This window comes from Nocardia sp. NPDC050717, from assembly GCF_040654275.1.
Classification (GTDB): Bacteria; Actinomycetota; Actinomycetes; order Mycobacteriales; family Mycobacteriaceae; genus Nocardia.
The window spans coordinates 17,889-30,913 of sequence record NZ_JBFAHR010000029.1 but is presented as its reverse complement, the minus strand read 5'-3'; the positions used below and the strand labels follow the sequence as shown (position 1 = coordinate 30,913).

Sequence of the window (13,025 nt, the reverse complement as noted above, 5' to 3'; positions counted from 1 at the left end):
CAGGAACTGGCCGTGGAACTCGGCCCGGACATCCGCGTCAACGCGGTGGCGCCCGCCGTGGTGAAGACCAAGTTCGCCACCGCGCTCTACGAGGGTAAGGAAGCTGAGCTCGCCAAAACCTACCCGCTCAAGCGCCTCGGTGTGCCCGAAGACATCGCAGGCGCGGTGGCGTTCCTGCTCTCCGATGACGCGTCCTGGGTCACCGGCCAACTACTAGTCCTCGACGGCGGCGTCACGCTGACCGGCGGCGTCTGACAACAACACCGAACTTCCAGGAGACAACTATGAGCACCCCCACCAAGACCGCGATCGTCACCGGCGCCGCCCGTGGCATCGGCGCCGGCGTCGCCCGCCGGCTCGCCGCCGACGGCATGGCCGTGGCCGTGATCGACCTCGACGAGGTCGCCTGTAAGCCGGTCGTCGAGCAGATCCAGGCCGCGGGTGGCCGCGCGATCGCCATCGGCGCCGACGTATCCGACGAGGCCGCCGTCACCGCGGCGGTCGAGCGGGTCGTCGCCGAGCTGGGCGCCCCGACCGTGCTGGTCAACAACGCCGGCGTCATCCGGGACAACCTGCTGTTCAAGATGTCCCTCGGCGACTGGGACACCGTCATGAACGTGCACCTGCGCGGCGCCTTCCTGATGACCCGCGCGGTCCAGAAGTACATGACCGAGGCCAAGTTCGGCCGCATCGTCAACCTGTCGAGCACCTCGGCGCTCGGCAACCGCGGCCAGGCCAACTACGCCGCCGCCAAGGCGGGTGTGCAGGGCTTCACCAAGACCCTCGCCCTCGAGCTCGGCAAGTTCGGCGTCACCGCCAACGCCATCGCGCCCGGTTTCATCGAGACCGAGATGACCGCGGCCACCGCAGCGCGCATCGGCATTCCATTCGAGGACTTCAAAGCCGGTGCCGCCAAGGAGATTCCGGTGGCTCGCACCGGTGTGCCCGAGGATATCGCGCACGCGGTATCGTTCTTCGCCAGCGAGTGCGCCGGCTTCGTGTCCGGTCAGGTGCTCTACGTGGCGGGAGGGCCGAAGGCATGAGGACCTTCCAGGGCATCGCCGAACTCGAGGCCGCGGTCGGGTCGCATCTCGGCTATTCCGAGTGGCACACCATCACCCAGGCGCAGATCAACGCCTTCGCCGACGCGACCGGTGACCACCAGTGGATCCACATCGACACCGAGAAGGCGGCCAACGGTCTGTTCGGGACCACCATCGCGCATGGCTACCTGACCCTGTCGCTGATTCCGCTGCTGGTGGCGCAGGTGTATCGGGTCGACGGCGTGGCGATGATGGTCAACTACGGTACCAACAAGCTCCGTTTCCCGGCGCCGGTGCCGGTGGACTCGAAGGTACGGGCCGGGGTCGAGCTCGCCTCGGTCGCGGCGGGTGCCGCGGGACACCTGGTGACCGCCAAGGTCGCGATCGAACGCGAGGGCGGCGACAAGCCGGTGTGCGTGGTCGAATCGCTCACCCTCGTGGTGGCCTGATGGAAACCCGGACCGACCTTCCGGGCCTGGATCTCGGCCGGTTCTCGACGTGGCTGCGCGGTCAGCTTCCGGTGACCAGCTCCGCTCTGAGCGGCAAGCTGATCGCAGGCGGCAAGTCGAACCTGACCTACGAGGTCAGCGACGGCACCACCCGCTGGATCGTGCGGCGCCCGCCGCTGGGCCATGTGCTGGCCACCGCCCACGACATGGCGCGCGAATATCGCGTGATGGCCGCCTTGCAGTCCACCGACGTGCCGGTGCCGACGATGTACGCGCTGTGCCAGGACGACACCGTGCTCGGCGCGCCCTTCTACGTGATGGAGTACATCGAGGGCACGCCGTACCGGACCGCCGCGGAGCTGGGCGAGCTGGGACCCGAACGGACACGGGCGATCTCGACCGACCTGATCGACACCCTCGCCGTGCTGCACGCGGTCGACCCGGCGGCGATCGGGCTCGCCGACTTCGGCCGTCCCGAGGGTTTCCTCGAGCGTCAGGTGCGTCGCTGGAAGAAGCAGCTGGACGCGTCGCACTCGCGCGAGCTGCCCCTGGCAGACGAACTGCATGCGCGGCTGGCCGCCGAAGTGCCCGCCGAGTCGGCGGTGGGCATCGTGCACGGTGACTACCGGCTCGACAACGTGCTGACCGACAGCCGCGACCGGCTCGCGGCGGTCATCGACTGGGAGATGGCCACCCTCGGTGACCCGCTCACCGACCTGGCGCTGATGATCGTCTACGGCCGCCTCGCCGCAGGCCGGTCGAACGGGCTCACTGTGGCCGACGCGTCGGTCGCCCCGGGCTTCCTGTCCGAGGACGAGATCATCGCGCGCTACACCGCGCGCAGCGATCGCGACATGTCCCGGTTCGGTTTCTACCTCGGGCTCGCCGCCTTCAAACTGGCCGCGATCCTCGAGGGCATCCACTACCGCCATCTGCACGGCCAGACGGTCGGCGAAGGTTTCGACACCGTCGGCGCGGCGATTGAGCCCCTCCTCGAAACCGGCCTCACCGCACTGAAGGAGCACCGCTGATGGATTTCGCCTACGACGCCCGCACCGAGGAATTGCGGGCCACGCTGCTGGACTTCATGGCCACCCACATCTACCCGGCCGAACCGGTGTTCCGCGAGCAGCTGTCCCAGCTCGACAACCGTTGGGCGTGGGATTCGGTGCCGGTCATGACCGAGTTGCGCGCCGAGGCCCGCAAGCGCGGTCTGTGGAACCTGTTCCTGCCCGGCGAGGAGGGTGCGGGGCTGACCAATCTGCAGTACGCGCCATTGGCCGAGATCACCGGCCGCAGTGGGCATCTGGCCCCGGCCATCCTCAACTGCGCCGCGCCCGACACCGGCAACATGGAGGTGCTGGCGCAGTTCGGCACCGAGGCCCAGCGCAAGCAATGGCTGGAGCCGTTGCTGGAGGGACAGATCCGGTCCGCCTTCGCGATGACCGAGCCAGACGTGGCCTCCTCCGACGCCACCAATATCGCGACCCGCATCGAGCGCGACGGCGACGACTACGTGCTCAACGGCCGTAAGTGGTGGATCACCGGCGCGATGAACCCCAACGCCCAGATCTTCATCGTCATGGGCAAGACCGACCCGTCCGCGAGCAGGCACCGCCAGCAGTCGATGATCCTGGTCCCGCGCGACACTCCTGGCGTGGAGATCATCCGCGGCATGGAGGTCTTCGGCTACGACGACCACGATCACGGCGGGCACGCGGAGCTGTCGTTCACCGACGTGCGGGTGCCCGCGGCCAACCTGATCGGTGGCGAGGGCGACGGTTTCGCCATCGCGCAGGCCCGGCTCGGTCCCGGCCGCATCCACCACTGCATGCGTGCCATCGGCGTCGCCGAGCGCGCGATCGAGGCGATGTGCGCCCGCGCCGACGAACGTGTCGCCTTCGGTAAGCCGCTCAGCGAGCAGGGCGTGATCCGGGACTGGATCGCCGAGTCGCGAGTCAAACTCGAACAGCTGCGGCTATTGGTGCTCAAGACCGCCTGGCTGATGGACACCGTCGGCAACAAGGGCGCCCACACCGAGATCCAGGCGATCAAGATCGCCACCCCGGCCACCGTGCAGTGGATTCTCGACAAGGCCATCCAGGTCCACGGCGCCGCCGGCCTGTCACAGGACTTCTCGCTGGCCGCGTCCTACGCGGGCAACCGCACGCTGCGCTTCGCCGACGGTCCGGACGAGGTCCACAAGAACGCGCTGGCCAAGAACGAGCTGCGCAAACAACGGGAGGCCCGATGACCGTCGACGAACTCCGCACCAGGATCGGGGAATTCCTCGCCGTCAACGATCCCGCCACCACCGAGCGCCTCGAGTTCCTGCGCGCTCGCTACGACGCGGGCCTGGCGTGGGTGTACTTCCCCGAAGGTCACGGCGGTCTCGGTCTGCCACACGCCTGGCAGACCGAGGTGGACCAGCTCTTCGAGCAAGCCGGTGCCCCGGACAACAACCCGAACGCCAATGTCATCGGGCTCGGCATGGCTGGTCCGACGATTCTCGCCTGCGGCACCGAGGAGCAGCAGAAGCGGTTCTTGCGTCCGCTGTGGACCGGTGAACAGATCTGGTGCCAGCTGTTCAGTGAGCCCGGCGCCGGGTCCGACCTGGCCAACGTGAGCACGCGCGCGGTCCGCGACGGCCACGAGTGGGTGGTCAACGGGCAGAAGGTGTGGACCTCGAGCGCGCATCTGGCACAGTTCGCGATCCTGCTGGCCCGCACCGACGCGGGCATCCCCAAACACCGCGGCATGACGTACTTCCTGATCGACATGACCCAGCCGGGTATCGAGGTGCGGCCACTGCGCCAGATCACCGGTGAGGCCGAGTTCAACGAGGTCTTCATCACCGACGCCCGCGTCCCCGACAACCAGCGCCTCGGCGCCGAGGGCGACGGGTGGCGCATCGCCAACACGACACTCAACACCGAGCGGGTCGCGATCGGCGGCAAGGCCAGCGCCCGCGAGTCCGGGATGATCGGCGTGGTCGCCGACACCTGGCGCGAGAACCCGCGGCTGCGTACCCCGGAGCTGCACGACCGGTTGCTGCGGTTGTGGGTCGACGCCGAGGTCGCCCGGCTCACCGGACTGCGTCTGCGGCAGAAGCTGGCCCAGGGCCAGCCCGGCCCGGAGGGGGCGGCGATGAAGCTGTCCTTCGCCCGGATCGCCCAGCAGTTGTCCGGGCTCGAGCTGGAGCTGCTCGGCGAGGACGGGCTGCGCTATGACGACTGGACCCTGGTCCGTCCGGAACGTGTCGACATGAACGCGCGCGACGCGGGCTACCGCTACCTGCGGGCCAAGGGCAACTCGATCGAGGGCGGCACCTCCGAAATCCTGCGAAACATCGTGTCCGAGCGCATTCTCGGCCTGCCCGCCGAGCCGCGCACCGACAAGGACCGTCCCTGGAAAGAAGTCGCGCGATGACCGAGCTCGATCTGCTCTACACCGAAGTCGAGGAAGACCTGCGCACCGTCGTGCGCTCGGTGCTGACCTCCCGATGCGAACCCGGCGCGGTCACCGCCCTCTACGACGGCGACCGCACGATGGTCGACGACTTGTGGAAGAACCTCGCGGTAGACCTCGGCCTGGCCGGTCTGCTCGTCCCCGAGCAGGACGGCGGCGCGGGCGCCTCGGCCCGCGAGGCGGCGGTCGTGCTCGAAGAACTCGGGCGCTTCGTCGCCCCGGTGCCGTTCCTGACCAGCGCCGTGGTGGCCACTACCGCGCTGCTCGGCAGTGGTTCGGCGCTGCTGGGTCAGCTCGCGGCGGGGGAGCGGACAGCCGCCCTGGCCGTCCCGTTGACCACCGCGGTCCACACCGTGCTGCGCACCGTCTCGACAGGTGCCGACGGGCGGCTGACCGGCGCTGTCAGCAGCGTCGCCGGTGCGCTCGAAGCCGACGTGCTGCTGGTCCCGGCCACCGGGCCCGATGGCCTTGCCCTGTATGCGGTGTCGTCCACCGACGCCGAGCTCACCCCGGTCGTCTCCTTCGACATGACCCGCCAGCTCGCCGACATCGAATTCGACGGTGCCGCAGGCGAACTGGTCGTGGCAGACGGCGAGGCCGCGGTGCGGCGCGCGCTCGCCGCGGGCACCGCCTTGCTCGCCTCGGAGCAGTACGGGGTGGCGCGGTGGTGCCTCGACGAGACCGTGTCGTATCTGCAGCAGCGGCGCCAATTCGGTCGCGTGGTGGGCGGATTCCAGGCGATCAAGCACCGGCTGGCCGATCTGTACACCGCGGTCGAGTCCGGCAATGCCGCCGCCCGCTACGCAGCGGCCACCCTCGCCGCGGACGACGCCGACGCGCCCGTCGCGTCGGCGGTGGCCCAGGCGTTCTGCAGCGACCTCGCGGTCCACGCCGGCGAAGAGGCGGTGCAGCTGCACGGCGGCATGGGTATGACGTGGGAGCATCCGGCCCACCTGTACCTCAAGCGCGCCAAGGCCGACCAGCTCGCCTTCGGCACCGCCGGTGCGCACCGGGCGTGGCTGGCCGAATTGGTCGAGGTTGCGGGAGCATGATCGTCGGTGTCCTGCGCGAGGCACGCCCGCGCGAAACCCGGGTGGCCGCCACCCCGACGACGGTCACTCGGCTCGTCCGGCTCGGCTACGACGTCGTGGTCGAGACCGGCGCGGGCAGTCTCGCCTCCTTCTCCGACGACGCCTACGTCGAGGCGGGTGCCACGATCGGCAACGCGCGCGCCGCCGATGTCGTGCTCGGTGTCAACGCGCCCGCGACCTACCAACTCGACGACATGAACCCCGGTGCCACCGTGATCAGTCTGCTGGGGGTGGTGAACGATCCGGATCTGGTCACCGACCTCGGCAGGCGGCCGATCACCGCCCTGGCCATGGACGCGGTGCCCCGCATCTCGCGGGCCCAGTCGCTGGACGTGCTGTCCTCGATGGCCAATATCGCGGGCTATCGCGCGGTCGTGGAGGCCGCGCACGCGTTCGGCCGGTTCTTCACCGGGCAGGTCACCGCCGCGGGCAAGGTACCGCCCGCCAAGGTCCTGGTGGTCGGTGCCGGGGTGGCCGGGCTGGCCGCCATCGGTGCCGCGGGCAGCCTCGGCGCCGTCGTGCGCGCGACCGATCCGCGGCCGGAAGTCGCCGATCAGGTGAAATCCCTTGGCGGAGAATATCTCTCGATCGACTCGGGCGAGGCCGAGGTGTCGGCTACCGGCTACGCCAAGGAGATGAGCGGGGACTACAAGGCCCGCGAGGCGCGGCTCTACGCCGAGCAGTGCGCCGATGTCGACATCGTCATCACCACCGCCCTGATCCCCGGGCGCCCCGCACCGCGCATCATCACCGCCGAGATGGTGGCCTCGATGACGCCCGGCAGTGTCATCGTCGACATGGCCGCGCAGAACGGCGGCAATGTCGAGGGCACCGTCGTCGACCGCGCGATCGTCACCGACAACGGCGTCACCATCATCGGCTACACCGATCTGGCCGGTCGACTGCCCGCGCAGGCCTCGCAGTTGTACGGCACGAACGTGGCGAACCTACTGGAGCTGATGACGCCGGGCAAGGACGGCAGGCTGGTCCTGGACTTCGACGATGTGGTCCAGCGTTCTATCACCGTCGTGCGCGGCGGTGAGGTCACCTGGCCGCCGCCGGCGGTCGCCGTCTCGGCGAAGCCGACGGCCGAACCCGTCGTCCCGCCCGCACCCGCACCGGCGAAGGAACCGATGTCCGCCCGGCGCCGCATCGGGCTGGTGCTGGTCGCGGCGGCCGTGGTGTTCGGGCTGATCGCGATCTCGCCGCCCGCGTTGCAGGGACACCTGACAGTGTTCGCGCTGGCGATCGTGATCGGCTACTACGTGATCGGCCACGTGCACCACGCGCTGCACACCCCGCTCATGTCGGTGACCAACGCGATCTCCGGGATCATCGTGGTCGGCGCGCTGCTGCAGATCGGACACGGCGATCCGTGGATCACGGGACTGTCCTTCGCGGCGATCCTGCTGGCGAGCATCAACATCTTCGGTGGCTTCGCGGTGACCCGCCGCATGCTCGCCATGTTCTCCCGCAGCTGAGCTGCGCCCGACCTCGGAGTGAACTCTCATGATTTCCGTTGAGACCGTGGCCAATTCGGCCTACATCGTCGCGGCGCTGTTGCTCATCCTCGCCCTGGGCGGCCTGGCCCGACACGACACCGCCAAGATGGGCAACACCTTGGGCATCACCGGGATGGCGGTGGCCCTCGGCGCCACCGTCGCGCTGGCGATCGGTCGCGACATCGAGCCGGTGGGCCTGGTACTGCTGGCCTGCGCGACCGCACTCGGTGCGGCGCTGGGCCTGTGGCGGGCCCGCATCGTCGAGATGACTGGGATGCCCGAACTGATCGCGCTGCTGCATTCGTTCGTCGGTCTGGCGGCCGTGCTCGTCGGCTGGAACGGCTATCTGCACGTCGAACGACATCCCGGCGGTGTGGATGCCGAGCTGCTGCGCGCCGAGGGCCTGCTGGGAATCCATGGGGCCGAGGTCGCGATCGGGGTGTTCATCGGCGCGGTCACCTTCACCGGCTCGGTCGTGGCCTACCTCAAGCTCTCGGCACGGATCGCCTCGGCGCCGATGACGTTGCCGGGCAAGAACATTCTCAATCTCGGGGCGCTGGTGCTGTTCGCCGCGCTGACCGTGTGGTTCGTCGTCGACCCGTGGCTGTGGACCTTGGTGGCGGTCACCGTGGTCGCACTGCTCCTCGGCTGGCATCTGGTCGCCTCCATCGGCGGCGGTGACATGCCGGTCGTGGTGTCGATGCTCAACAGCTATTCCGGGTGGGCCGCCGCGGCGTCGGGCTTCCTGCTCGGCAACGATCTGCTGATCATCACCGGCGCGCTGGTCGGCTCCTCGGGTGCGTACCTGTCCTACATCATGTGCAAGGCGATGAACCGCTCGTTCCTGTCGGTCATCGCGGGCGGCTTCGGCATTACCGCGGGCCCGGCTGGTGACACCGACCTGGGCGAGCATCGTGAGATCACTGCCGACGCCGTCGCCGAGCTGCTCACCGGGGCGAACTCGGTGATCATCACGCCCGGCTACGGGATGGCCGTGGCCCAAGCCCAGCACGGCGTCGCCGAACTCACCCGCAGACTCCGCGAGCGGGGCGTGAGTGTGCGTTTCGGCGTGCACCCCGTCGCGGGTCGATTGCCCGGCCACATGAACGTGCTGCTGGCCGAGGCGAAGGTGCCCTACGACATCGTGCTGGAGATGGACGAGATCAACGACGATTTCACCGGTACCGACGTGGTTCTGGTGATCGGCGCCAACGACACCGTCAATCCGGCGGCCTCGGAGGACCCGGCCAGCCCCATCGCGGGCATGCCCGTGCTCACGGTATGGGAGGCCGACAACGTCGTCGTGTTCAAACGATCCATGGCCTCCGGGTACGCCGGTGTGCAGAATCCCCTGTTCTTCCGGGAGAACTCTGCGATGCTGTTCGGCGACGCGAAGGACCGGGTCGCCGACATCGTCAAGGCACTGTGATATCGAGCAGGGTGATATCGCGGATGATTCAGAGGCGGCCTGGCGGCACGGCCTCCCGGACCTTGGGTCTCCCGAGTGGCGGCCGCGAAGCTCGCCAGTTCCCTTGTGTTCGGGGCTTGTCGCGAAGATAGCTGGTAGATCGCCTTGGCCGCCGCCGCCGACTTGTTTGTGGCCTTGGTCATCGGCCGAGTTGGGGTGCAGGCGAGGCTGATCCTGCGCGCAAGAGCCCCGGACCGGCAAGCTCTGCAGGAGCTTGCGCAGATGCTGCACGCCACTTCGCTCGCAACCGGGTCGCGAGTCGATCTCGCCAGCCGGAAGGGGTGGCGTTCATGAGAATTGCCCGATGCTTGTTGACAAACCGGTGACCTGTACCTCACGATCATAGTCATACGACTCAGACGTATGACTACTATCGACGTCCGTAAGGATCCACTGTCGACGGCGTGCACGCACACGATCTCGTCGAATCGAAAGAGGAGCATGATGACCGAAGCGACGATCGGTTCCGCGACGCACGCGATCAACGTGGTCGGTATCCGGATCGAGGACGACGCGGGCGGTCACGCTCTCGGGGCGCCCCGAAAACCTCCGATCGTCCCGCTCGTCGCCGACTCCGTCCGGGCAGATGGCCCGCTTCGCTGTTTCGAGTTCCTGTGACCGGGCGCTCGACCTCGAAGCCCCTGATCGGCTTGACGGGCAGGCGGTTCCGGATGGGGCTGATCCAGGGCAGTCACCCAGGGTACGGCGGCCGTCTCACCGACGCCTTCTTCGCCGATTTCGCGGTGCGGATCACCCGCGCGGGCGGTGTACCGGTGAATCTTCCCTATGACGCCGATCCGGCGGATCTGGGCGACTGGCTGTCCGGCCTGGTGATCACCGGTGGTCAGGACGTGCATCCGAGGTGCTGGGGTGGGGACGAATCGGTGGTCAGCGGGATCGATCCGGTCGCGGACCCCTCGGTCCACGACCCCGGCCGGGACGAGTTCGAGATCGCGTTGACCCGGGTGGCGCTGCACCGGCAGATCCCGCTGCTCGGCGTGTGCCGCGGCATGCAGGTGCTCAACGTGACGCTGGGCGGCACGCTGATTCCCGACCTGCCCGCCGGGCCGATCAGGCACCTCATGTCCACGGGACCGCTGTCGGACGGGGACCCCGAACACGTCGTCACCTTCGATCCGGGGACGACCGCCCAGAAGGTGTTCGGCGATCGGCTGGTGACCAATTCGTGGCATCACCAGGCGGTCGACGTCCGCGGGGAGGGTCTGGTGGTCACCGGTCGCACCGAGGACGGTGTCGCCGAGGCTATCGAGCTCCCTGGTGCGGCGGTGCTCGGCGTGCAGTGGCATCCCGAGTGGATGAACAGCGACGACGGTGCGCTGCGCTGGCTCGTTGACGCGGCGGCCGAACGACGCTGAGTGGACCGGAAACGACTGTGGCCGACACCTTTTCGGCGGCGGCCACAGTCGCTCGCCCTCAATCCACGCTCACCCAGGACACCAGTGAACGCATATCCGGTTCGGGCTCGGTCGCGGGGGCGTCGGCCGTCGGTGCGTTGGCCGGGTCGCCGAGATTGGCCGCCATCCATGCGTCGAGCACGCCGAGGGTGATCTCCATCTGAGCCGCCGAGGCGACGGGATCGGTGAACACCAGCCAGTTGAGGGCAAAGCCGTCGGACAGCGCGGCAACGATGTAGATCAGCTTGTCGATCGTGGCCTGGGGGACCGGTCGACCCGTCTCGGTCACGGGGGTGACCCCGATGATCGTGCGCATCGTCTCGAAGGCTGCGTTGTACACGACCTTGGCCTGCGTGCCCTCACGCTGTCCCCAGCTGATCAGCTCGATGATGGTGGCGCCCAAGGCTGGATTGTCCAGATACCACTCCATCAATCCGCGTAGCAGTGCCCGTGCTGTGGTTTGCACGTCACTGTGGACATCGTTGCTCGTCAGTACATTCCGGTACTCGCCGGCGAGATACTCGAACACTGCCCCGAACAGCACTTCTTTGGTGGCGAAGCAGTAGTGCAGGGTCGCCAACGGGGCGTTCGCTTCCTCGGCGATCCGGCGCGTGGTGGCTCCTTCCACCCCGTGAGCGGCGATCACGCGCACGGCCGCGGCCACCAGCTCGGCGCGACGTTCGGCGGCGGGGACGCGGGCCATGAGGATGCTCCTGTCGGTTCGTTTTGAACGATTGATCAAGTCGTTCATAACGTTACCAGCTCTGAGGCTGCGTCGCGTGAGGCGATAGAGGAAATCTCGCAAGAAGTTTGTCGATCGTCTTGATCTGTTGACCCACTACCGATACGGTTATGTCAGGCCTCACATTTTCAGGCCCAACCGATCACGCTCGGGGGGCCGCCGCTCGGGCCGTGACCTGGCGATCTCCAGGTCGATCGAAGGACCTTCACCCTGCAACCCTGCGAAGAGGACGACATGATCCAAGTCGAACCGGTCCACGCTCCCGAACGCTCGATCGCGCTCGATCGGCTCGCCGTGGACCCGCCGATCGACACCCTCGTCGATCTCCTGGTCGACCAGGCCGTCCGATCGCCCGATCGTGAATTCCTCCGGTTCGCGGACGGGTCATGGACCTTCGCCGAGGTCGACGACTGGACCTCGCGCCTGGCTCGGCGCCTGGCCACCGCGGACGGTGTCCGACCCGGGGACCGGGTCGCGATCATGTTGCCCAACGTGGTCCAGTGGCCGATCGCCTGGCTGGCGATCCTCAAGGCGGGCGCGGTGACGGTCCCGGTGAACTCGGCGTATCAGCGCGCCGACCTCGAGTTCGTTCTCCGGGATTCGGGCGCTCGGGTGCTGTTCACCGACGCCGGGCACGCCGGTCTGGTCGAGGTGGTCCGCACCGCGACCAGCGAACTGGCCGATCTCCGGGTCGTCGACGCCTCCTCGCCCGCCGAGCTCGCGGCGTACCCGGCCGAACGCCCGGCCGTCGAGATCACCGGCGCGACCCTGGCAAACCTCCAATACACCTCGGGGACCACCGGTTTCCCCAAGGCCTGCATGTTGACCCACGAGTACTGGGCGCGCATCGGCTGGTTCTGCGCGAACGCGAACAGCCTCGGCGCCGACGACGTTGCCCTGACCTCGCAGCCGTTCTCCTACATGGACCCGCAGTGGAACACCGCGCTGTGTTTGACGATCGGCGCGCCGCTGGTCGTGTTGCCGCGGTTCTCGGCCTCCGGCTTCATGACCGACGTGCGCGAGCACCGGGCGACGTTCGTCTACGTGCTCGGTTCCATGCCGACATTGCTGTTCAAGCAGCCGCCGACCCCGCGGGACCGGGACAACGACCTGCGTATCGTGCTGTGCTCGGCCATCCCCGTCGCCCTGCACGCCGAGCTCGAACAGCGATGGGGCGCACCGTGGCGCGAGATCTTCGGGATGACCGAAACCGGGGTCGACCTGTTCAGCCTTCCCGAGAGCACCGACGATATCGGCAGTGGACGACTGGGTCAGCCGGTACCGACCAAACAGGTGCGAGTCGTCGACCCCCAAGGCCGCGAGGTCGGCGACGGCGAGTCCGGTGAGCTGATCACCTCGGGCAAACCGATGATGCTCGGCTATTGGAACAGGCCCGAGGAAACCGCACAGACCCTGCGGGACGGCTGGCTACACACCGGTGACGTCGCGGTGCGCGAGGCGGGCAGCTACCGCCTGATCGGCCGGATCAAGGACATGGTGCGCCGCGGCGGGGAGAACATCGCCAGCGCCGAGGTCGAACGCGTGCTGGAACGCGACGACACCGTCGTCGCGACGGCAGTCGTCGGAGTGCCGGACGAACTGTTCGGCGAAGAGGTCAAGGCCTTCGTGCAGCTGGCCCCCGGCGTCGAGGAGAGCCGCGAGACCGCCGAGCGGATTCTCAACCACGCGCGAAACCATTTGGCGCGCTTCAAGCTTCCGCGCTACGTGGAATTCGTCGCCGACTTCCCGCGCACCCCGTCCGAACGGGTGTCCAAGCCCGCGCTGAAAGCCCGCGCGATCGAACACCCCGGCACCACCTATGACCTGCAGCCCCCGCGCGACTGAGG

General features: G+C 68.2%; 13 protein-coding genes. 12 read left to right on the top strand and 1 reads right to left on the bottom strand.

All coding sequences use genetic code 11. The features are described from left to right. The 11 genes from AB0H56_RS31330 to AB0H56_RS31280 form a co-directional block, all read left to right on the top strand. The coding region (locus tag AB0H56_RS31330; RefSeq protein ID WP_357170236.1) for an SDR family oxidoreductase at positions 1-255 on the top strand (255 nt) is incomplete at its 5' end. Between the two features lie 29 nt (positions 256-284). Beyond that, on the top strand, positions 285-1,043 hold the full coding sequence (fabG, locus tag AB0H56_RS31325) for a 3-oxoacyl-ACP reductase FabG (RefSeq protein ID WP_357170233.1): 759 nt from the start codon (positions 285-287) through the stop codon (positions 1,041-1,043). Next, complete coding sequence (locus AB0H56_RS31320) at positions 1,040-1,492, top strand: MaoC family dehydratase (protein WP_357170230.1); 453 nt, start codon at positions 1,040-1,042, stop codon at positions 1,490-1,492. The genes fabG and AB0H56_RS31320 overlap by 4 nt, the downstream gene beginning before the upstream one ends. Then, positions 1,492-2,523 (top strand): phosphotransferase family protein, encoded by a 1,032-nt coding sequence (locus AB0H56_RS31315; RefSeq protein ID WP_357170227.1) that lies wholly within the window; start codon positions 1,492-1,494, stop codon positions 2,521-2,523. The genes AB0H56_RS31320 and AB0H56_RS31315 overlap by 1 nt, the downstream gene beginning before the upstream one ends. Beyond that, entirely contained in the window at positions 2,523-3,746 is a 1,224-nt protein-coding gene (locus tag AB0H56_RS31310) for an acyl-CoA dehydrogenase family protein (RefSeq protein ID WP_357170224.1), read from the top strand. The genes AB0H56_RS31315 and AB0H56_RS31310 overlap by 1 nt, the downstream gene beginning before the upstream one ends. Continuing rightward, positions 3,743-4,921, top strand: coding sequence for an acyl-CoA dehydrogenase family protein (locus tag AB0H56_RS31305; RefSeq protein ID WP_357170221.1), 1,179 nt, complete (start codon positions 3,743-3,745; stop codon positions 4,919-4,921). Before AB0H56_RS31310 ends, AB0H56_RS31305 begins: the two co-directional genes overlap by 4 nt. Further along, positions 4,918-6,012: an acyl-CoA dehydrogenase family protein gene (locus tag AB0H56_RS31300; protein ID WP_357170218.1), complete on the top strand. Its 1,095-nt coding sequence runs from the start codon at positions 4,918-4,920 to the stop codon at positions 6,010-6,012. The genes AB0H56_RS31305 and AB0H56_RS31300 overlap by 4 nt, the downstream gene beginning before the upstream one ends. Beyond that, positions 6,009-7,532, top strand: a complete 1,524-nt coding sequence (locus tag AB0H56_RS31295) for a Re/Si-specific NAD(P)(+) transhydrogenase subunit alpha (RefSeq protein WP_357170215.1) — start codon at positions 6,009-6,011, stop codon at positions 7,530-7,532. The genes AB0H56_RS31300 and AB0H56_RS31295 overlap by 4 nt, the downstream gene beginning before the upstream one ends. Positions 7,533-7,560: 28 nt before the next feature. Next, positions 7,561-8,982, top strand: coding sequence for a Re/Si-specific NAD(P)(+) transhydrogenase subunit beta (gene pntB, locus AB0H56_RS31290; protein ID WP_357170212.1), 1,422 nt, complete (start codon positions 7,561-7,563; stop codon positions 8,980-8,982). Between the two features lie 483 nt (positions 8,983-9,465). Further along, positions 9,466-9,639, top strand: coding sequence for a hypothetical protein (locus AB0H56_RS31285; protein WP_357170209.1), 174 nt, complete (start codon positions 9,466-9,468; stop codon positions 9,637-9,639). 53 nt (positions 9,640-9,692) lie between these two features. Further along, the gene (locus AB0H56_RS31280) at positions 9,693-10,397 is read left to right on the top strand and encodes a gamma-glutamyl-gamma-aminobutyrate hydrolase family protein (protein WP_357170206.1); all 705 of its coding nucleotides are present in this window, start codon (positions 9,693-9,695) and stop codon (positions 10,395-10,397) included. A 58-nt stretch (positions 10,398-10,455) separates the two neighbouring features. On the opposite strand, the gene AB0H56_RS31275 is transcribed toward AB0H56_RS31280, so the two are convergent. After that, positions 10,456-11,139 (bottom strand): TetR/AcrR family transcriptional regulator, encoded by a 684-nt coding sequence (locus tag AB0H56_RS31275; protein ID WP_357170239.1) that lies wholly within the window; start codon positions 11,137-11,139, stop codon positions 10,456-10,458. A gap of 273 nt (positions 11,140-11,412) precedes the next feature. Between AB0H56_RS31275 and AB0H56_RS31270 the strand changes: the two genes are divergently transcribed. Beyond that, the gene (locus tag AB0H56_RS31270; protein ID WP_357170203.1) at positions 11,413-13,023 is read left to right on the top strand and encodes an AMP-binding protein; all 1,611 of its coding nucleotides are present in this window, start codon (positions 11,413-11,415) and stop codon (positions 13,021-13,023) included. Positions 13,024-13,025 lie beyond the last annotated feature (2 nt).

Excerpts from the sequence above, each read along its gene's own strand:
- fabG (WP_357170233.1), top strand. The coding sequence starts at position 285 with ATGAGCACCCCCACCAAGACCGCGATCGTCACCGGCGCCGCCCGTGGC.
- AB0H56_RS31305 (WP_357170221.1), top strand. The coding sequence starts at position 3,743 with ATGACCGTCGACGAACTCCGCACCAGGATCGGGGAATTCCTCGCCGTC.
- AB0H56_RS31270 (WP_357170203.1), top strand. The coding sequence starts at position 11,413 with ATGATCCAAGTCGAACCGGTCCACGCTCCCGAACGCTCGATCGCGCTC.
- AB0H56_RS31300 (WP_357170218.1), top strand. The coding sequence starts at position 4,918 with ATGACCGAGCTCGATCTGCTCTACACCGAAGTCGAGGAAGACCTGCGC.
- AB0H56_RS31285 (WP_357170209.1), top strand. The coding sequence starts at position 9,466 with ATGACCGAAGCGACGATCGGTTCCGCGACGCACGCGATCAACGTGGTC.
- AB0H56_RS31315 (WP_357170227.1), top strand. The coding sequence starts at position 1,492 with ATGGAAACCCGGACCGACCTTCCGGGCCTGGATCTCGGCCGGTTCTCG.
- AB0H56_RS31320 (WP_357170230.1), top strand. The coding sequence starts at position 1,040 with ATGAGGACCTTCCAGGGCATCGCCGAACTCGAGGCCGCGGTCGGGTCG.
- AB0H56_RS31295 (WP_357170215.1), top strand. The coding sequence starts at position 6,009 with ATGATCGTCGGTGTCCTGCGCGAGGCACGCCCGCGCGAAACCCGGGTG.
- AB0H56_RS31280 (WP_357170206.1), top strand. The coding sequence starts at position 9,693 with ATGGGGCTGATCCAGGGCAGTCACCCAGGGTACGGCGGCCGTCTCACC.
- AB0H56_RS31310 (WP_357170224.1), top strand. The coding sequence starts at position 2,523 with ATGGATTTCGCCTACGACGCCCGCACCGAGGAATTGCGGGCCACGCTG.
- pntB (WP_357170212.1), top strand. The coding sequence starts at position 7,561 with ATGATTTCCGTTGAGACCGTGGCCAATTCGGCCTACATCGTCGCGGCG.
- AB0H56_RS31275 (WP_357170239.1), bottom strand. The coding sequence starts at position 11,139 with ATGGCCCGCGTCCCCGCCGCCGAACGTCGCGCCGAGCTGGTGGCCGCG.